This window comes from Micromonospora sp. SL1-18, from assembly GCF_047921505.1.
Lineage (GTDB): Bacteria > Actinomycetota > Actinomycetes > Mycobacteriales > Micromonosporaceae > Micromonospora.
Genome location: NZ_JBLROA010000001.1, coordinates 161165 through 179634, shown reverse-complemented (window position 1 = coordinate 179634; position 18470 = coordinate 161165). Strand labels below are relative to the sequence as shown.

Genomic DNA, 18470 nt, shown 5'->3' with positions numbered 1-18470 from the left:
GCCGACCCGAGTTTCACCCACCTGTGGGTGGCCCCGCCAGGGGCCATGGGTTTCTTTCGTGATGGCCCCGTCGACGCTGACGTCGGCCAGGTCCAGGCCGATCATGTGGTCGTAGGCGCGGCCGGTCGACTCCATCGCCACCCGCGTCACATAATGCTCGACCAGCCAGGACGCCATCGCCAGCAACTCCGCGTAGAACGTACGGAATGTCCTGGTCTTCTCCCGCCGTACCGCCCGCCGCGTCCGGTGTACGCACACTCACCGTACTTGCTGCTTATGCACATCGATCCCCGCGACATGCGAGTACAACACATCCAAACGAGCCTCCAGCTCCGTCCCGATCACCAACCAGGGACGGCGCCGCTCGCAGAGCCCGTCATAGACTCATGACACTGAGACACGTGCACGGGGGCAACAACCTGGGATACCAGGGACGGACTCCCACACCATTCTTGGATTCAGGCACCGCGAGGGCACCAAGCATCATCGGCGACGGCGAGCGACACCGCCGACCGAGTTTCACCCACCTGTGGGTGGCCCCGCCAGGGGCCATGGTTTTCTTGGATGGCGAAGACGCCAGCGACGATGGTGGTGACGGGGAGTCGGCGTCGGGCGCCGGTGAGGACGAGCCTTCCGGTGACGGACAGGACGCCGAGGAGGCCGGCGGCCGTGGCGGCGAAAGTAGCCGGGTGGCCGCGGCTGGTCAGGTAGCTGACCAGGTGGACGCCGATGGTGCTGGTGGCCGCACCGTGGGCGATGAGCGCGGCGGCGAGGATCCAGAACCGGGTATCGCGTATCGCGGCCGTGGCGATGCGTCGTAGGGTGTGGTCCGGTCGCGCGGCGGGGCTGGGTGTGCCGGCATGCGGCGGTTTACGGATGGTGAGGGCGTGCAGCGGCACAGTCACTACGCCATGGACGGCGGCGAGCGTGAGCAGCGCGCCGCGCCGGCCGAGCTGCGCGACGAACAGGCCGGTGAGTGGCATGAAGATGGTGCTGGCGAACCCGGCGACGACGGTGACCGCGAGCAGTGCAGGGGCCGTCAGTGGACGGGGCGGCCGAGCCAGGTGGACAGCCATGTAGGGCGCCGGTCGGGGGGTGCGCCAGGAGACGATGACGGCGAAGGCAGGTTCGTAGAGCACCATCGCGCCGGTGATCCCGATGCCGATCATGACGGCGTAGAGCTGCCCAATGCCCTGGGTTTGGGACCAGGCGATCAATAGTGCGGTGGCGGTAATCGACCCGGTGGTCATGAGTGCTCGTCCGCCGTGCCGGTCGAGCCATCTGCCGACCGGGATGGCCATCAACGCGCCGGCGAGGACGCTGGCGGTCAGCGCGCCGGTGACGGCCGTGGTGGAGGCGCCAAGGCTGGCCGCCATCGGGCCCAGCAGGACGGCGTACGCGTAGTAGAGGGTGCCGTAGCCGATGGTGCTGGTGATGGCGAGTGCCGCGACGATGCGCCGGCCATGGGCATGGTGCCCGCCGACCTGTCGGCCGGCGGGCACCGTGGTGAGGTTGGTGGTCGTCAGCTGCCGCAGCAGCCGCCAGTCTGGCCACCGGCGGGTGCGACGTCGAGGCTGATCAGGCTCAGCGGCGCGGACAGCAGGCCGCCGGAGATGCCGGTGGCCAGGCCCTTGCCGGCCGCCTCCGCCGCCGGGGCCGGTCCGCAGCAGCTGTCGGTGCCGGTGGAGTCGGCGGGGTTGCTGTTGCAGACGCCGGTTTCGGGCAGGTCGAGCTGGACGTCGCGGGCGGAGGTCCAGTCGCCGGCGAGGGCGGCGACAACGGAGCGGACCTGCTCGTAGCCGGTGGCCATGAGGAAGGTGGGCGCGCGGCCGTAGCTCTTCATGCCGACGGCGTAGTAGCCGACCTCCGGGTGTTCGAGCTCGTCGACGCCGTGCGGGGGGACGGTGCCGCAGGAGTGCTCGTTCGGGTCGATCAGCGGGGCGAGGGCGCGGGTGGCGCCTATGACCGGGTCGAGGTCGAGGCGCAGCTCGGCGGCAATGGAGTGGTCGGGGCGGAAGCCGGTAGCGGCGACGATCCGGTCAACGACCACCTGCTCCTCGCTACCGTCGGCGTGCCGGACGACCACGGCGACCCGGCCGTCGGCCGGGGTGAGGGCGTGGACGGAGAAGCCGGTGAGCAGCCGGATCCGGCCGGCGTCCACGTGCTCGCGCAGCCGGGAGCCGAGCGCGCCGCGGGCTGGCAGGGCGTCGGCGTCGCCGCCGCCGTAGGTGCGGGCCGGGCTCGCCGAGCGGATCGCCCAGGTCACCTCCGTGCCCGGCTCCGCGGCGGCCAGCTCGGCCAGGGAGAGCAGGGTGTTGGCGGCGGAGTGGCCGGCGCCGACGACGAGGGTGTGCCGGCCGGCGAAGCGGTCCCGGTCTGCGCCGAGCACGTCCGGCAGAGCGTGCTCCAGGTACGCGGCCACGTCCTTCTCTCCACGGGCCGGCAGGCCGGAGGCACCGAGGACGTTGGGGGTGCCCCAGGTGCCGGATGCGTCAATGACGGCCCCGGCGAGCACCTCTTCACCGTCGGCGAGGCGGATCAGGAACGGCGTCTGCTCGCGCCCGGCGGTGCGCAGCCGGTCCAGGCCGAGCCGGCTGATCGCCTCCACCCGCGCGCCGCAGCGCAGGTGGGGCTTGAGCTGCGGCAGCTCTGCGAGGGGCTGAAGGTAGTCGGCGACCAGCTCCGCGCCGGTGGGCAGGGCGTCCTCGGCCGGGGCGACCCAGCCGGCGTCGTCGAGCAGCCGGCGCGCGGCCGGGTCGACGTTGTAGCGCCACGGGGAGAACACCCGCACGTGCCCCCACTGCCGCACCGCCGCGCCGGCGGTGTCACCGGCCTCCAGAACAAGGAAGGGCAGGCCACGCTCATGCAGGTGCGCGGCGGCGGCCAGACCCACCGGGCCCGCGCCGATCACCACGACGGGCAGCTCGTTCAGGGCACTCATCGGAAAACTCCTCTGCGTTGAAAACTGTCGAATCAAGAAGGTGCAGTAGTGCTGGGGCGGGCGGAGCCGAAGGGGTTCAGATGACGGGACTGCGGCGCTCGAGCAGGACGACGTCGCGCCACCGACCGTGGTGCCGGCCGACCCGCTCGCGGATGCCGATGACGCGGAAGCCGGCCCGCTGGTGCAGGGTGAGACTGGCGGTGCTCTCGGGGAAGACGCCGGACTGGATGGTCCAGATGCCGGCGGCCTCGGTGGAGGAGATCAGCGCGTCCAGCAGCAGCCGGGCCACGCCACGCCCTTGGGCAGCGGGGTCGACGTAGACGGAGTGCTCGACCACCCCGGCGTAGACCGCCCGGCTTGACGTCGGCGACACCGCCACCCACCCGACCACGATGTCGTCCGCGTCGACGGCCACGAGGCGGTGGTCAGGCAGCTTGGCCTCGTCGAATGCCGTCCAGGTGGGTGCGGTGGTCTCGAAGCTGGCGTTGCCGCCGTCGAGGCCAGCCTGGTAGATGGCGAGGACACGATCGGCGTCGTCCGAGGTCATAGGACGGACGGTGATGTCGGCCATCAGCAGGCTCCCTTCGGGTTGGGGGCCGGCCGGCCCATGACGACGTCGGCGGCCGACGGGAAGCAGCCGACGCAGGCGTCGTTGATGCGGTAGTGGCGGGCGGTGCCGACCGGCTCGACAAGCACGAACCGCACCTCGGTGAGGATCTTCAGGTGTTGGGAGACGGTGGACTGGGCCAGCCCGACGGCGGCGACGATCTCGCCGACGCTCATCGGCCGGGCGTGCCGGGCGAGGTACTCGACGATCTGCACCCGCGTCGGGTCCGCGAGGGCCCGGAACCACGAGGCGTAGGTCTGCGCGGTGTCCCGGTCGAGGAGGTCGCCCACCACCACTCCTTCTATCGTTTATCGCCGATTGACGATGAAAGTGTAGCGGGTGCCGCCGCCGCGAGGTGAGTGGTCGCGACGACGAGCCGGGCGATGGCGCCGAGGGTGGTGGGGTCGACCTTGTCGGGGGTGTCGGCGGGGCTGTGGTAGCCGCCCATGCCGGCGCCGATCCCGATTGCGGCGAAACCGGCGCTGCCGTAGCGGCGGTTGTCAGACGCCACCGGACCCGCCGTTAGGGGGACGCCGGCGTGCCGGCCAGCTTGGTCGAGCAAGGCCAGGAGGCGGTGGGCGGGGCCGCCGGCCTCGACCGCGGCCGCCCCGTCGAGGCGGCCGGCGCCGTCGACGTTGATGACCAGCGGTGCGGCCCCTTCGGCGCGGAGTTGGGAGGCGTGGTGGGCGGAGCCGAGTGCGCCGACTTCCTCCCCGTCGAGCAGGGCGATGGACAGTCCCGCGCCAGTGGGCAGTGCGGTGGTGAGAGTGCGGGCGGCTTCGAGGACCACGGCGACGCCGGTGGCGTTGTCCGAAGCGCCGGGCAGGCGGAGCCCGGGGTGGTCGCCGACGCCGTCGTAGTGGGCGGTCAGGAGCAGGTCGGCACCGTCGGGAACGGGTTGCCGGAGTCGGGCGTGGATGTTGGTGCCGGTGACGTCGTCGCGGCGCAGTGGCGTCGCGCCGGCCAGCCAGCTGTCTGCTGCGGTGGCGGCGGTGAGCACGGCGTTGTGGGTGTCCGGGTCGAGGGTCAGCACCGGCAGCGGCCCTGGGTCGGGTCCGGCGAGCATGGTGAACTGCCAGCCCTCGGCGTCGACCGGACGGCGGACCAGCAGTCCGGCCGCGCCGCGGGTGTCGCGGTAGGCGTCGAAGAGGCTCATTTCGGCCGGCACGACCAGCCACCGCCCCGCCGGGTCGTCCTTGCCGGCGACGCCGAGGGCGCCGCGTCGGATGTCGGACGTGTCGGCGGAGGCGGGGTGGATCGCGACTTGCCGCCCGAACACCAGCTCCTCGGTGCCGCCACGATCGCCCCAGGTAACCGTCGGCGCCTCGTACACCTGCGGCACGGCGCGGACCGGGAACTCCTCGGTGCGAACGTCGGCACCGAGGGCGATGAGCTGGTCGACGAGCCAGGCGCGGGCCGTCGCCCCGCCGGCCGAGCCGACACGCCGCCCCGCCATAGGGTCGGAGGCGAGGGTGGCAATGGTGGCGGTCATCCGGTTGGCGCCGACCTGGTTGAGCAGGTCAGCGAGGTCGGTGGGGGCGGTCATGAGCAGCAGCCCTGCCCGGTGGCGATGGCGTCGGCCTTGGCCTCGGTGCCGCAGCACGAGTCAGCCGCCTGGGCGGCCTGCTGGGTACCGCAGCACGGGTCATCGCTGGCGGTCGCGCCGGCCGGCGGGAGGATCCCGCCGACGGCCTGGGCGGGGCTGCCGCAGCAGGCACCGGAACCCGTGACCTGCAGGGCGGCGGCCGGGTCGCCCGCGAAGCCGCCGGCGGTCTGGGTGTTCTCGCTCATCTCAGGTCCTCTTGTCAACGGTGGCTGATCAGCGTGTAGACGGTGGTGCGGGCGCGGTCGTAGCGGCGCTGCGCCCGCTCGGCGGCGGTGGACACCTGGGCGCAGGAGTCGCAGAACCGGACTCCAGCGCGAAGAGCGGATGAGCGGCGGGTGGAGCCGAACATGGATGGGGCCCTTCCTTCATACGGCTGTCTTGACGTCCGTCTAAGCAGAGAGTTGCACGCTGATTAGAGAGATGTCAACCTAGAGGAATGTCGAAGCAACAGGCGCCGTTTCCCGTCGTCGATCTCAACGCCGACGCGCCGTGCTGCCCCCCGCTGGCCCAGCGCCGGGTGCCGGCCGAGACGGCCGCAGTCCTCGCGCCCGCGTTCAAAGCCCTCGGCGACCCGGTGCGGCTGCAGCTGATGTCGATGATCGCCTCCGCCGAGGACGGCGAGGCGTGCGTGTGCGACCTGACGCCGGCGTTCGACCTGACCGGACCGACCATCTCCCACCACCTCAAGACGCTGCGCGAGGCGGGCCTCGTCGACGCCGAGCGGCGGGGCACCTGGGTCTACTACCGCGCCCGACCGCAGATCCTGCGCCAGTTCGCCGCACTGCTGTCGATCGAGCCGACAGCCGCAGCCAAGGTCTGACCTCGCTCCCCCACCGCCGTCACCCGCCGGCACCGTCCGTGGCTCCATCCACGTGCAGGGGCGACGTCGACCGCTGGGCACCGGGTGCCGTGGGACGCACCTGACGGAAGAAGCGCGGACGTCGGTCCGCGTGTGCGGCGAGGGCGGCCATGACGTGCGCGGCGTCGCGTCCCACGCCGCGCAGGGTGTTCGAGGCGAAGGATCGCTGGAACTCCAGGCCCAGGTAGACCAGGCCGGGATGGGTGGTGGAGATGCCATCCACCTGCTGCGGCACGCCGCGATCGACGGTGGCGAGAGGCGCGAGGTAGTCGAGATCGGGCCGGTAGCCGGTGGCGAAGATGACGGCGTCGACCTGCTCCACGGTGCCGTCGCGCCACAGGACGCCGTCCGGGGTGAAGGCGGTGAACATGTCCCGCCGAGGAAGCCGGCCCGAGGTGATGGCGTCGCGGTAGCGGCCGGTGTCGAGAACGGTGGCGTGCCGGACGAGGCGGGTGATGATCGCGCGCGGGAGGCGGTCGCCACCGGTGACGCGGAGCCAGTGGTGCAGGTCCTGTCCGCGGATTCGCTGTGGCAGGAACCGGATCGGCTCGCGGGCCGCCAGGGTCACGTAGGCGGACGGGGCGAGTTCGTAGGCGACCTGGACGGCGGAGTTGCCAGCCCCCACGACGACGATGCGCTTGCCGTCGTACGCGTCTGGGCAGTGGTAGTCGGCGACGTGCCGCAGGTCCCCGCCGTACTCGCTCTGCCCGGGCAGGGTCGGCAGGTACGGGTTGCCGAAGGAGCCGGTGGCGACGACTCCGGCGGCGGGCAACTCGTCTCCGGCGTCGGTACGTACGAGGTATCCGCCGCCTGCACGGGCGTGCACGGCGATGGCTCGGGTGCGGGTGCGGATATCGACGGCGAGGGCATCGGCGTAGCGGCGGAGGTAGGCGGTGACCTCGTCGCGGTGGGGGTAGCGGTCCGGGTCGCCGTCGAAGGGCATGCTGGGCAGGGCGCTGTAGCCTGCGGGCGAGAAGAGGGTGAGGCTGTCGTAGTAGTCAGGCCATGAGCCGACTGGTTCGGCGCCGGCGTGCAGGACGACGGGTCGCAGGCCGGTGTCCAGGGCGGCTCGGGCGGCGGCGAGGCCGGACTGGCCGCCGCCAATGATGATCACGGGATCGACTTGAGCAGTCACCTCACGATCATATCGTCGTTTTGTTGAATGACAATATGATGATGGCGAGGAAAGGTGTGACCATGAGCCAGACCGCCGCCGACCAGCCGACCGGGCCACAGAGCGCCGTCTCGGGTCTTGCACCGCGGACGCAGGAGTTCCTCAAGGCGCTCGGCAGTCCCACCCGGCAGCGGATCATGATGCTGTTCGCTCGCGGCGCCGAGATGTCCGTTGGCGAGGTGGCCGAGCGGGTCGGCATCAGCCAGGCCACGGCGTCGCAGCAGTTGACGCTGCTGCGACGCGGCGGAGTGGTCACCTCGCGACGGGACGGCAAGACGGTGTTCTATCGGGCTGACCGCGACGGCACCCTCGCCGCTTTGTCGGATCTGCAGTCCTACCTGGCGACCTGCTGCTGATCAGCCGGCACCAACACCGGCAAGGATGAGCTCAACTTCGCAAGACCGGCTTGACTCCGGCTAATTGCTCAGCGATAATTGAGTCAATGAACGTTGAGCCTTCTTCTCTCGTCGGGCGAGCCCGGATCCACGCCGCCCTCGGCGACCCGGCCCGCCTGGCGATCGTGGACGCGCTCACCCTGGGCGACGCCTCCCCCGGCGAAATCGCCCACACCCTCGACATGCCGACGAACCTGATCGCCCACCACGTCAAGGTCCTCACCGACGCCGGCCTGGTCACCAAAGGCCGCTCCGAGGGAGATCGGCGCCGCACCTACCTGCGGCTGCTGCCGGAGGCGCTGGCCGCCCTCGCCACCCCACGCCTGACCGGTGTCGGCCGGGTGGTGTTCGTGTGTACCCACAACTCGGCCCGCTCCCAGCTGGCTGCCGCCCTGTGGAAGCGGCGCACCCACAGCGACGTGGCCTCCGCCGGCACGAAGCCCGCCGCCCGCGTCCATCCCCGCGCGGTGGCCGTGGCTCACCGCCACCACCTCGACCTCGACCCGACCGGCACCGCCCACGTCACCGACGTCGTACGCGGGGACGACCTGGTAATCGCCGTGTGCGACAACGCCCACGAGGACCTGACCGGGCCGGTCCGCCCGCGGCTGCACTGGTCCGTCCCGGACCCGGTGCGTGTGGACACCGACGAGGCGTTCGAAGCCGCCTACGCCGACCTCGCCGACCGCGTCGACCGGCTCGCCCCCGCCGTCCTGCCCAGAGGCAACCGATGACCGACACCACCGCATGGCCCCAGCAGGAGATCACCCTCGACCAGCAGGTCGCCCTGCACACCGCGGCGACCCGGCTGGCCGAGGAGTTCGACGGCATCTACGGCACCGAGACCATCGAGAAGTTCCTGCACAGCAGCTACGACCAGTTCGCCACCGCCGCCACCATCCCGAACTACCTACCGCTGCTCGCCGAACGGTTCGCCCGCCAGCGCCTGCGGGCCCTGGCCCGGGTCGAGGGGCACCACCGTGACGGCCGCCCCGTGGTGCTGTTCCTGTGCACCCACAACGCCGGTCGCTCGCAGATGGCCCTGGGCTTCTTCACCCACCTGGCCGGCGAGCACGCGATCGCCTGGTCCGGCGGCAGCGAACCCGGCATCGAGATCAACCCCGCCGCGATCGCGGCGATGACCGAACGCGGCATCGACATCTCGCAGGAATTCCCCAAGCCCTGGACCGACGAGGTGGTCCGCGCCGCCGACGTCGTGGTCACCATGGGCTGCGGCGACACCTGCCCCGTCTTCCCCGGCACCCGCTACGAGAACTGGACCGTCGACGACCCCGCCGGCCTGAACCTGGCCGACGTGCGGCCGATCCGCGACGAGATCGAACGCTGGGTCCGCCGACTCCTCGACGAGTTGAACGTCACCACCACCTGGTAACCACCACCCCGGCGAGACGGGGGCCCTTCAGATCATGGGAGAGAACAGACTGATGACCATCGCACTTCGGCGGCGCCTGCTGGCCGAGTTCGTCGGCACCGCCCTGCTGGTCACCGCCGTGGTCGGCTCCGGCATCATGGCCACCACCCTCTCCCCCGGCGATGTGGGCCTCCAGCTTTTGGAGAACTCCACCGCCACCGTCTTCGCGCTCGCCGCACTGATCCTGATCTTCGGACCGGTCTCCGGGGCCCATTTCAATCCGGTCGTGTCCGCCGCCGACTGGTTCCTCGGCCGCCGCGCCGGCACCGGCCTCACCGCCCGCGACCTGGGCGGATACGTCGTGGCACAGGTGTTGGGCGGGATCGCTGGAGCAGTGCTGGCGAACCTGATGTTCGACCTGGCCGCCGTCGACTTCTCCGGCAAGGACCGCGCCGCCGGACACCTATGGCTGGGCGAGGTCGTCGCCACGGCAGGGCTGATCCTGCTGATCTTCGCCCTCGCCCGCTCCGGCCGCGCCCTGGTCGCCCCCGCCGCCGTCGGCGCCTACATCGGCGCCGCGTACTGGTTCACCTCGTCCACCTCGTTCGCCAACCCGGCAGTCACCATCGGCCGCGCGTTCACCGACACCTTCGCCGGGATCGCCCCCACCTCGGTCCCGGGCTTCGTCCTGGCCCAGCTTGTCGGCCTCGCCGTCGGTGTCGGCCTGCTCGCGGCCCTCTACCCCGACGCGGGCACCGCCGCGGACCAGGTTGTCGTCCCCACCGACGAGGACGCCGCCGTCGGCCGCCGTTCATGACAGCGCACCGATGCGATACCAGCGCGGCTCGGCCTGATCACGTCTTCGTCAACCGCCGTCACGACCCCGGCCGCTACCGCACCGTCGACCGCAACAGCAACCCGGACCACCACCTGGCCCTCGACCCCGACGACGCGCCGGTCAACCGGCCCCACGACTCGTCCTGCACGAAAGGCACCCCATGAGCGACAAGCCCAGCGTCCTGTTCATCTGCATCCACAACGCCGGCCGCTCCCAGATGGCCGCCGGCTGGCTGCGCCACCTCGCCGGCGACACCGTCGAGGTCCGCTCCGCAGGCAGCGCACCCGCCGACCAGGTCAACCCGGCCGCCGTCGAGGCCATGCGCGAGGTCGGCATCGACATCACCGACCAGACCCCCAAGCTCCTCGAGTACGAGGCCGCCGAGTCCTCCGACGTCATCGTCACCATGGGCTGCGGCGACGCCTGCCCCGTCTTCCCCGGCAAGCGCTACGAGGACTGGAAGCTCGAAGACCCCGCCGGCAAGGGCGTCGAAGCCGTCCGCCCGATCCGCGACGAGATCCGCGCCCGGGTGGAGAAGCTGCTCACCGAACTGCGTCCCACCGCCTCACCCACCCGCCGGCGCTACCCGTCCGCCCGGTGACCCGTTGGGCGGGGCCGACCCTCGCTCATCCGGCCGCTGACACGGCCGGGACAGGTCAAACGGCTCCCTGCCCGCAAACTGACGGCGACCGGGTACTGGTTCAAGCGGCGTATCGATGGCGTTGGTGCAACGATGGCAGACGTGCCAACTGCGAAAACAGCTACGACTGCCATCTCGCCGCTTGCTGACGAGCCGATCAAGCGTGCCGATGCCGAGCGGCTCGCCGGAGTGCTGAAGGCGTTCGCCGACCCGGCCCGGCTGCGACTGCTCAGTCTGATCCAGTCCGCCCCGGAGGGCGAGGCGTCCGTCAGTGACCTCACCGCGCCGCTTGGTCTCTCCCAGCCGACCGTGAGTCATCACCTTCGGATCCTCGCCGAGGCCGGCCTGCTCGAGCGCGAGAAGCGGGGCGTCTGGGCGTACTACCGCCTGGTGCCGTCCGCGATCGCGGCGATCGCCGACCTGTTGACTCCGCCCGGCAAGCGAGCGACGAAGAAGGCCCGCTGAGCGGCACTATCGAAGGTCGGCGCACCGGCCCTGCGAATTCCGAACGATAGCTGCCGCACCGGCTACGGGCCAGTTTGACCACGCGACAAGGCCGCCACAGGCACCGCGTCAAGGCGAGCAACCGCCTCGAACCTCGACGCCCTCCTCTGCGCCAACATGTGTGGTGAGTGGCCGAGTCCAGCGAACCGTCACATCGTTATCCATCCATATCGAGAGCTGCCTGTAAGCCTCGGTGTGGGAGGTCCTGATGCAGTACGCGACGGAACTTGACGGCCCTGACCTGCTCGGCTGGTGGCTACGGCAGCCGAATCGGCGAGGCCGCCTGCGGACGCGACGCCCGACGACACCGAAGCCGCTGAGCATCCGGTTCGCGTTCTACGGCCGGATGTCGACGCGGGAGTTCCAGGACCGGCTGTCGTCTGCGCGGTGGCAGCGCGACTTCGCCGAGGACGTGATCGACGGCCAGGGCGTGATCGTGGCCGAGTTTTTCGACGTGGGCCATTCGGTCGGCCGCCGCGACCGGCTTGAGGGCCGCCGCGAGGTGCGCTATTGGAGCAGGTCTCGGATGTCGTCGGCGGTCAGCTGCGCGGACGCGAAGTCACCGCCGTCGAGGACGCTTCCGAACAGTTCGGCCTTGCGGGCCTTGAGCGCCATCACTTTCTCCTCGATCGTGTCCTTGGCGACCAGGCGGTAGACCATCACGTTGCGGGTCTGTCCGATGCGGTGCACGCGGTCCACGGCCTGCGCTTCGGTGGCGGGGTTCCACCATGGGTCGAGCAGGATGCAGTAGTCGGCCTCGGTTAGGTTCAGCCCGAAACCGCCGGCCTTGAGGCTTATCAGGAACACCGGTGCCATACCGTTCTTGAACTCGGCGAGCACCGTCGCCCGGTCGCGGGTGGCTCCGTCGAGGTAGCAGCAGTGGATGCCCGCTGCCTCCAGCCGCTCCCGGGCGGCGTCCAGAAACCGGGTGAACTGGCTGAACACCAGAGTCCGGTGGCCTTCGGCGACGAGATCGTTGACCTGCTCGGCCAGCACGTCCAGTTTCGTTGACGGCACGGCGCGGTGTTTCGGGTCGACCAGGGTGACGTCGAGGCTGGCCTGCCGCAGCAGGGTCAGTGACCGGAAGATCTCGAACCGGTGCTGCTGCAGGTCGCCGAGCAGGCCGAGCACCTTCTGCCGCTCCCGCTGCAGGTAGGTCTGGTACACCTTGCGGTGTTTCGGGTTGAGGTCCAGCTCGATGACCTGTTCCTGCTTGTCCGGCAGGTCGGCGGCCACGTCGGCTTTGCGGCGGCGCAGCATCAGCGGCCGGATCCGCCGTCGTAGCTGGGCGAGCCGTTCCGGGTCGTGGGCCTTCTCGATCGGATTGCGGTAATGATCGGTGAACCGGTCCGCGCGAGGGAACAGGCCAGGCGCGGTGATGGACAGCAGCGACCACAGTTCGAGGAGATTGTTCTCCATCGGCGTACCGGTGATGGCGAGCTTGAACGGTGCCGAGAGTCGCTTCGCGCAGCGGTATCCCTGCGAGTGGGGGTTCTTGACGAACTGGGCCTCGTCGAGGACCAGTCCGGCCCAGTCGAGGGCCTCGTAGTCTTCGAACTCGAGTCGGAACAGGGTGTAGGAGGTGACCACCAGATCCGCACCGCAGACCGCGTCGGCGAGCGTCGCGCCGCGACGCGCGCGGGTCTGGGTGATGGTGGTGACCACGAGGTCCGGCGCGAACCGGCCTGCTTCGCTCGCCCAGCTGTGCACAACGCTTGCAGGGGCGACTACCAGGAACGGCGCCCGCGGACCGCCGAGCTCGCGGACATGGCAGATCAAGGCCAAAGCCTGCAGGGTCTTACCCAGGCCCATGTCGTCGGCGAGGACCCCGCCGAGTCGGTGCTCGTGCAGGGCGGCCAGCCACCGGAACCCGTCCTGCTGGTACGGCCGCAGCGTGGCCTTCAGCCCCGATGGGATCGGATGCTCGACGCGGTTGCCCGCGTCGGACAGTGAGCGCACCGCCTCCTGCCAGGCGGCGGCCTGGCCGGTGACCTCGCCGAGTTCCGCCAGTTCCTGCCACAGCCCGGCCTGGAAGCGCCCGATCCGCAGCACGCCGGGCGGCGGGTCGTCCAGCGCGCGAGACTCGGCGATCAGGTCGCGTAGTTGGCGGAACTCGGCGCGGTCGAGGCTGAAGTACGTGCCGCTGGGCAGGATGAGGTACTGCTGATCCGCGGCGAGCGCGATGAAGAGCTTGTCGAACGGCACCTGCTCGCCGTCGACCGTCACCTGTACCGACAGGTCGTACCAGTCCGGCTGCCCGCTGATGTCTGCGCCGGCGAACGTGATGACCGGAGCCTGCAGCGTCTCCTGGTAGGCGGGGCCCGCGTCGTCGAGCTGCGTAACGACGTCGACGCCGTCGATGTCGGGCAGCCGGGGCAGGATATCGTTCAGGAACCGGATCATCGTGTCGCCGGCCACGTCGGCGGTGGCCGCCAGCTGAGGCCCCGCAGGCGTTGCCTCCAGCAGGCCCAGCGCCGGGTCGGCGACCATTTCGGTCACCCGCCGCACCACCTTCTCCCGGTCGGCGGCGTGGGCGACGGGTGCTGGCGCCCACAGCGGCTCCCGATGTTGGCGGTCACCGACCGGAAGCACCCACTCCCATCTCAGCGAGAGCCGATGCCCGGCCATGCGGTTCACCGTCAACGTCAACGCCGCCGCCCCGAGATCGGGCAACCGCACCGACGGATCCACCGCGACCACTTCCGCCTGCCGTAGCAGGCTCGGATAGTACTGCTCGAAGAACCGTGCCTCGTCGTCGGCGGGAACCTGGATCGCCGGCTTTGCCAGCATGCCGGCGATGCCCGGCTCCAGCGGCCGCGCCAGCGGCGCGAGCCGCAGCACCCTGTCCCGTGGCCGCGGGGTGGCCTGGCCCCGCACGCCCCACCAGGCGACGCCGTGGACCGGCTGGCCCACCAGCAGGGACGAATTCGGGGCGACCAGCATGCCGTCGGCCAGCAAGGTTGGTACGAGCAGCAGGCCGTCACCGGTCCGGTCGACCCGTATTGACACCCGCGCCGGTTCCCGGCACACGATGACCCGCCCGGCCGTCTTTCCGGCCTGCACCATCGGCAACCCGGTCTCCTGAGCCTCGCTGAGCAAGTCCCAGATCCGCCGGCTCGCGAACGCGTCCAGGTAGACCGTCTGCTGGTAGCCGCTGTAGTAGTGCCGGTCCTCGGCCGCCGTGGACAGCGCCAGGATCTCCTTGAGGAGCTGCCAGTGCCGCTCCACCCGCCTCGGCTGCCCGTACCAGGCGTAACTGAGATTCGACCAGGAGATCCCCGACCGCACCCACCCGCTGCGACCTGGCACCACAGGGCGCAGGGCGATCCGCCACGATGATTCCGCGCCGGCCTGCCCGGCAGCCGCAAGATCGAACTGCAACCCGACGCCGGCCCGGTCCGACTCCGGATCGGCGGAAGGCTCGGGCGCCGTACCGACCAGCGGGGACAGCGCCGTCTCCCACACCGGCGGTGGCGCCACGGCCCGCGGGCAGGGCACACCTCGGGCCGACAAGACGGCGAGGATCAACGCGGCCGGATGGGCGCAGCCCGGATCGTCACCGCAGCTACACGATCCCTCCACCGCCGTGATGTCGCCACTCGGATCGGTGCGCGCGATGGCGATCACCGTGCCGGACAGGTCGCCACCGAGCCGAGCATGAGCCTGCCCGGCCCGCGAATCCCACTGCACCTCGACCAGCTCGCCCTGGTCGAGGTGAGCACGCGCCTGGACGAAGGAGCGTGTCCCCACCGCGACACGCACGGACTCCTCATCCTCGGTCAGCACCAGCCGCGCCAAGGTCACCTCCACGACATCTGGCCCAGGCAGCCGCGAGCGTATCCTTCCGCAAGCTGGGCAGTGCCCGGCGCCACCCGGTCCGTCCGCCCCGTCGTCTCGGGCAATAGCGGACCGCGGCCCGGGATGGCCAGCCGGAGGCTGCCGACGGCCAGCGCGAGAAGTCGAACCCGCGCGGGCGGCGGCAGTCCGGTCCCGGGTAAGGCGGTCACCTGGCAGGCGCCCGGCCGCCCGTGTGGTGATCGGCGAGCGGGGAGGGGAGTTCGTCCTCGGCGATGAGCGTCAGGCTGCAGGCCGACCCCGGGACGTCAGATGGCCGGCAGGTCGATGTCGTGCCAGCCGGCGACGCCGCTCACACGTACGATCTGGGCAGGAGGTGGAGACATGGCCAGCGGCAGTGGTGCACCGCCTGGGTCGCGGTATGTGGACCAGCGGCATTTCGTGGTCGCCGCCTCCCTGTCCGACCTGCGCGGTCCGGTTCGCGGTGTGGTGACGCTAGATCGGTGGCTGGACTGGTCCGGCGACAGCACCTACGACCTGAACGACGCCGGCGATCTGCAGCTGACGTACCAGACGGTACTGAACCAGGCCAATTCGGTCACGGACCTGTGCCGGTGGTTGCACGGCCCGACGCTGCGCCGTTTGTGGCCCAGCTTGTGGCTCCCGGCCCGGCTGCGGGCGTTGTGGCAGGCACGCTTTCCCGAGCTGACCACGCCGCCGCAGACGCGTGCTCGGAAGGCGGCGGGGTTTGGCGACACGATGGGCAGGACTGGCCGACGCGTCGATCAGACCGTCAGCGACAGCCCGGGAGTAGAAGGCGCGAGCGGCGGCGATGACGTGCTCGCCGGCATGCCGGCCGTTGCGGCTGTTACGCCGCGACCGAGCCGTGGCGATCATCTCTTGTTTCATCGCCTCGACGTCACTGGCCGCAACCCGCGTCCACCGGTCGGTCGCCCCAGGCGGCGGCCATCCGCTCCCAGTAGGTGCCGTAGGTGCGTCGCGCGCCGGGACCGGCTGCGGCGAAGACGCGGGGCAGGTATTCGGCGACCGTCGGCGGAACGGCCGACTCGCCGGTGTGGGATTGGAGGTCGGTCAGGGTGACACCGAGGTGGGCCAATACCTGCTGTGCGGTGGCGATAGCCATCGGATCAGTGGACATTGCCGACTCCCGCCAGCTGGGTGTGCAGATCGGCGACGAGGTGGGCGACCGTTCGAATGGGGTGCACAACGAGCAGGTCTCGGGTGATGAGAGCGGCGAGCAGCACCGGTTGGCCGGGCTCGATCCCGCACAGTCGCCGCGCAGACGCTGGTAGGGGCAGGGCGCCTCTGCTGCCGACCCTGTGCCGGCTGCCGTACGCCGAGCCGATGACGAGCATCCCCTGGTGTGGCTGAATGTCGAGACCGTGTCCCGGCTGCCAGCTGAGCGCGTGCAGGATGTGCTGCTCTCCAACGCGGCCACAGCGGGACGGAAGAGCCATCCCCAGCAGCAGATCAGGAGCATTGACGGATGCCGGCAGGGAGATCCGGGCGGGTAGTGCCGGCATCGGCGCCGGACGGGGGCGTGGACGGGCCGGCAGAGGAGTGCTAGGAGCGAGCGGACGGACGAGCCGTTCACTGCTCGGGCGAGAAGGTGTCATGACTGTGCCAACCGGCGCCGTGCACCTCCGCGGACTACTGCGCGCTGCCCCGCAATGGTCTCGGTCTGGTCACCCGCACAGCCGGCGCTTGAGAGCAAGGCTCCTCTCACAGGGCGCGCACAGAGCGGATGGGTTCGTTGGATCCCGGGCGCCGAGCAGCGCGGCGAGCTCCTCCTTACGCGAACCGCACCCGAGCGGCGACCTCTGCGCGGCTGCCTCCAGCAGGTCGCGTAATCGCACCGCATTCTCCCACCAGCGTGTTTACAGATGTAGACTCGATGGGTGGATGAGGAATACCGCTGGGATGACCACAGCTACACCGCCATCGCCGCCAACCAGGTTGCATGGCAAGACGTCTCCTACGTGCTACGCCACGCCCACCCCAAGATCCGACAACACACCGGGGCCGTGCTGCAAGTCATCGCCTACACCCCTGACCAGCGGATCCTCGCGGTAACCCTCATCGAAGAAACCGACGACCACTACCTGGTAGTGACCGCACGGCACCTAACCGGCGAAGAACTCACCCACGCCGAGGCAATACTGAACAGGGGCAAATCATGAACCGCGACGAAGCAATGGAAGCCGCCAAGCAGCCCATCGACTGGACCGACGCAACCGTCGACACCACCGCCAGGAAGGTCACGATGGTCTACTCCACCCGCCTCCCTGACGACCTCGCCACCTGGCTAGAGGACGAAGCAACCCGCCGCGGCATCAACCCGTCAGCGGCCTTGCGCGAGCTTGTCGCCGATGCCAAGCGCACCGCCGAGCAAGACAAGACCGTCACAGTGCGGCTGTCGGAGCTGCATCAGGTGATCAACCAAATTGCGGATCGAGCCGCCTGACGTGCGTGTTCACGACTTTGAGGGGTGGCTTGCCGCGTCGTTGGCAGCCCAGCCCGAGGGTTGATGCTGTCGCACGCTGGTCTACGACGGCGGCCCGAAACCCTGGCAGCGTCGCTGATGGCAAGGTGCACATGCTGCTGATCAAGGCCGAGGCAGTGGCGGTGCACACCTGCGGTTGACCTATCACCGGTACCAGGCGTGCAGGCTGGTCCACGGGCCCTCGTGCTGGCCGGTATCACGGACGCGTTCCCGCGGCTGGCCAGGCCTGTGTTTCGGTTCGAGGCCTTCGTTGGCCGGCGACAGGGACGGGAACCCGGAGGGCTGGAGGGGGTTGTCCCGCCCCTGTCGCCTTGGATGCCCGCACGTGGCATCCGTCTACGTTGCGCGGGGGCCACGTGATCGTTGCATTCCGCATCTTTCGGCCTCGGTGCTTCTCAAGCCGGTATCGGCCGCCGTTGATCGGCGGCCGAGGTCACCGAGAAGGGGGTCAGTCCGCCGCAGTGGTGGCGGCGGGTCGGCGCCGCCAAGCCAACAGCCCGAAGGCCAGTCCAGCGAGGCCGGCGATCAGTCCGGCGATGCCGGCCGTCAGGGCCCACGTGGTGCGGCCGTCGTCGGTGTTGGTGGTGTCGCTGGTGCGGACCGTGGCGATGTTGTTCGAGCCGGCCGCAGGCTTGGCGGCTGCATCCTTGGCCGGGGCCTTGGCGAGCTTGAGGACGGGGGCCGGGTGTTCGACCTCGGAGCCGTCGGTGCTGGGTTCCTCGATCCAGCGCACGATCTCGCCGTTGGAGTAGGTCTGCAGTGCTTTGAAGATCATCGTGTCGGCTTCGGGCAGCGGACCGGTGGAGAAATCGAACTCCTGGAACTGGCCCGGCTTGATCGCGTTCGCCTCGCCCTGGGCCATCCACGTGATCTTCGACGGCGCCTCGGTCACCTGGCTGCCGTGCATCTCGATCGGCTTCGCGAGCGTGGCCTTGTCGACCTGCACCGTCCATCCCGCCATCGGCCGGACCGACACCGACGCCACCGGCGCGTCCGCCGGCAAGGCGACTTCCAGCTTGGTCGTGCTCGCGTTGTCCCGCTCGTTCGGCACCCGGAAGGCGAGTTTGGCGTAGCCGCCCTGGGTCACCTCCCGTGGATTGACCGTCACGTGGGCAGATGCCACACCGATTCCCACGGTCGCAGCGGCAAGCACCCCGGCCGCGGTGGCGGCCACCAGCCTGGCCACCGATCCTGCACTCATCAGCAAAGACTCCT

At 70.2% G+C, this 18470-nt stretch carries 22 protein-coding genes; 11 read left to right on the top strand and 11 right to left on the bottom strand.

Translation table 11 applies throughout. From position 1 onward, the window contains the following. Positions 1-458 precede the first annotated feature (458 nt). The 7 genes from ACNAW0_RS01020 to ACNAW0_RS00990 all read right to left on the bottom strand — a co-directional run bounded on the left by ACNAW0_RS01020 (position 459) and on the right by ACNAW0_RS00990 (position 5503). Positions 459-1502, bottom strand: a complete 1044-nt coding sequence (locus ACNAW0_RS01020; RefSeq protein WP_416285713.1) for an MFS transporter — start codon at positions 1500-1502, stop codon at positions 459-461. A gap of 20 nt (positions 1503-1522) precedes the next feature. Then, a complete protein-coding gene (locus ACNAW0_RS01015; RefSeq protein ID WP_416285712.1) occupies positions 1523-2941 on the bottom strand; it encodes an FAD-dependent oxidoreductase in 1419 nt (472 codons plus the stop codon). Between the two features lie 76 nt (positions 2942-3017). Next, positions 3018-3512, bottom strand: a complete 495-nt coding sequence (locus ACNAW0_RS01010; protein WP_416285711.1) for a GNAT family N-acetyltransferase — start codon at positions 3510-3512, stop codon at positions 3018-3020. Next, the gene (locus ACNAW0_RS01005) at positions 3512-3838 is read right to left on the bottom strand and encodes an ArsR/SmtB family transcription factor (protein WP_396879238.1); all 327 of its coding nucleotides are present in this window, start codon (positions 3836-3838) and stop codon (positions 3512-3514) included. Before ACNAW0_RS01005 ends, ACNAW0_RS01010 begins: the two co-directional genes overlap by 1 nt. An 11-nt stretch (positions 3839-3849) precedes the next feature. Continuing rightward, positions 3850-5094 carry a M28 family metallopeptidase gene (locus ACNAW0_RS01000; RefSeq protein WP_416285710.1) on the bottom strand — a complete coding sequence of 415 codons (1245 nt, stop codon included), beginning with the start codon at positions 5092-5094 and terminating at the stop codon, positions 3850-3852. Then, positions 5091-5339 carry a hypothetical protein gene (locus tag ACNAW0_RS00995; RefSeq protein ID WP_416285709.1) on the bottom strand — a complete coding sequence of 83 codons (249 nt, stop codon included), beginning with the start codon at positions 5337-5339 and terminating at the stop codon, positions 5091-5093. The genes ACNAW0_RS01000 and ACNAW0_RS00995 overlap by 4 nt, the downstream gene beginning before the upstream one ends. A gap of 14 nt (positions 5340-5353) precedes the next feature. Next, positions 5354-5503, bottom strand: a complete 150-nt coding sequence (locus tag ACNAW0_RS00990) for a hypothetical protein (RefSeq protein WP_350681180.1) — start codon at positions 5501-5503, stop codon at positions 5354-5356. An 87-nt stretch (positions 5504-5590) separates the two neighbouring features. Here ACNAW0_RS00990 and ACNAW0_RS00985 point away from each other — a divergent pair, with 87 nt between their 5' ends. Next, complete coding sequence (locus tag ACNAW0_RS00985) at positions 5591-5974, top strand: ArsR/SmtB family transcription factor (RefSeq protein ID WP_416285708.1); 384 nt, start codon at positions 5591-5593, stop codon at positions 5972-5974. A 19-nt stretch (positions 5975-5993) separates the two neighbouring features. Here ACNAW0_RS00985 and ACNAW0_RS00980 read toward each other — a convergent pair whose 3' ends face one another. Continuing rightward, positions 5994-7148, bottom strand: coding sequence for a flavin-containing monooxygenase (locus tag ACNAW0_RS00980; RefSeq protein ID WP_416285707.1), 1155 nt, complete (start codon positions 7146-7148; stop codon positions 5994-5996). A gap of 62 nt (positions 7149-7210) precedes the next feature. On the opposite strand from ACNAW0_RS00980, the gene ACNAW0_RS00975 reads away from it, so the two are divergent. The 7 genes from ACNAW0_RS00975 (at position 7211) to ACNAW0_RS00945 (ending at position 10897) form a co-directional block, all read left to right on the top strand. Beyond that, positions 7211-7543, top strand: coding sequence for an ArsR/SmtB family transcription factor (locus ACNAW0_RS00975; RefSeq protein WP_416285706.1), 333 nt, complete (start codon positions 7211-7213; stop codon positions 7541-7543). Between the two features lie 86 nt (positions 7544-7629). Next, positions 7630-8316 (top strand): helix-turn-helix domain-containing protein, encoded by a 687-nt coding sequence (locus tag ACNAW0_RS00970; RefSeq protein ID WP_416285705.1) that lies wholly within the window; start codon positions 7630-7632, stop codon positions 8314-8316. Further along, the gene (locus ACNAW0_RS00965; RefSeq protein ID WP_416285704.1) at positions 8313-8975 is read left to right on the top strand and encodes an arsenate reductase ArsC; all 663 of its coding nucleotides are present in this window, start codon (positions 8313-8315) and stop codon (positions 8973-8975) included. The genes ACNAW0_RS00970 and ACNAW0_RS00965 overlap by 4 nt, the downstream gene beginning before the upstream one ends. 52 nt (positions 8976-9027) lie before the next feature. Next, positions 9028-9771: an aquaporin gene (locus ACNAW0_RS00960; protein WP_416285703.1), complete on the top strand. Its 744-nt coding sequence runs from the start codon at positions 9028-9030 to the stop codon at positions 9769-9771. Then, entirely contained in the window at positions 9768-9956 is a 189-nt protein-coding gene (locus tag ACNAW0_RS00955; protein WP_416285702.1) for a hypothetical protein, read from the top strand. Before ACNAW0_RS00960 ends, ACNAW0_RS00955 begins: the two co-directional genes overlap by 4 nt. Continuing rightward, positions 9953-10393 carry an arsenate reductase ArsC gene (locus ACNAW0_RS00950; protein ID WP_416285701.1) on the top strand — a complete coding sequence of 147 codons (441 nt, stop codon included), beginning with the start codon at positions 9953-9955 and terminating at the stop codon, positions 10391-10393. The genes ACNAW0_RS00955 and ACNAW0_RS00950 overlap by 4 nt, the downstream gene beginning before the upstream one ends. Before the next feature lie 132 nt (positions 10394-10525). Beyond that, a complete protein-coding gene (locus ACNAW0_RS00945; protein WP_416285700.1) occupies positions 10526-10897 on the top strand; it encodes an ArsR/SmtB family transcription factor in 372 nt (123 codons plus the stop codon). Between the two features lie 546 nt (positions 10898-11443). Here ACNAW0_RS00945 and ACNAW0_RS00940 read toward each other — a convergent pair. Then, entirely contained in the window at positions 11444-14740 is a 3297-nt protein-coding gene (locus ACNAW0_RS00940; protein WP_416285699.1) for a DEAD/DEAH box helicase, read from the bottom strand. Between the two features lie 910 nt (positions 14741-15650). Further along, a complete protein-coding gene (locus ACNAW0_RS00935) occupies positions 15651-15875 on the bottom strand; it encodes a hypothetical protein (RefSeq protein WP_416285698.1) in 225 nt (74 codons plus the stop codon). Between the two features lie 7 nt (positions 15876-15882). Between ACNAW0_RS00935 and ACNAW0_RS00930 the strand changes: the two genes are divergently transcribed. The 3 genes from ACNAW0_RS00930 (at position 15883) to ACNAW0_RS00920 (ending at position 17216) form a co-directional block, all read left to right on the top strand. Further along, positions 15883-16044 carry a hypothetical protein gene (locus tag ACNAW0_RS00930; RefSeq protein ID WP_416285697.1) on the top strand — a complete coding sequence of 54 codons (162 nt, stop codon included), beginning with the start codon at positions 15883-15885 and terminating at the stop codon, positions 16042-16044. Between the two features lie 606 nt (positions 16045-16650). Continuing rightward, entirely contained in the window at positions 16651-16932 is a 282-nt protein-coding gene (locus ACNAW0_RS00925; protein WP_416285696.1) for a hypothetical protein, read from the top strand. Next, on the top strand, positions 16929-17216 hold the full coding sequence (locus ACNAW0_RS00920) for a hypothetical protein (RefSeq protein ID WP_416285695.1): 288 nt from the start codon (positions 16929-16931) through the stop codon (positions 17214-17216). The genes ACNAW0_RS00925 and ACNAW0_RS00920 overlap by 4 nt, the downstream gene beginning before the upstream one ends. A 487-nt stretch (positions 17217-17703) precedes the next feature. Here ACNAW0_RS00920 and ACNAW0_RS00915 read toward each other — a convergent pair whose 3' ends face one another. Beyond that, positions 17704-18456 carry a YcnI family protein gene (locus tag ACNAW0_RS00915; protein ID WP_416285720.1) on the bottom strand — a complete coding sequence of 251 codons (753 nt, stop codon included), beginning with the start codon at positions 18454-18456 and terminating at the stop codon, positions 17704-17706. Between the last annotated feature and the right edge of the window lie 14 nt (positions 18457-18470).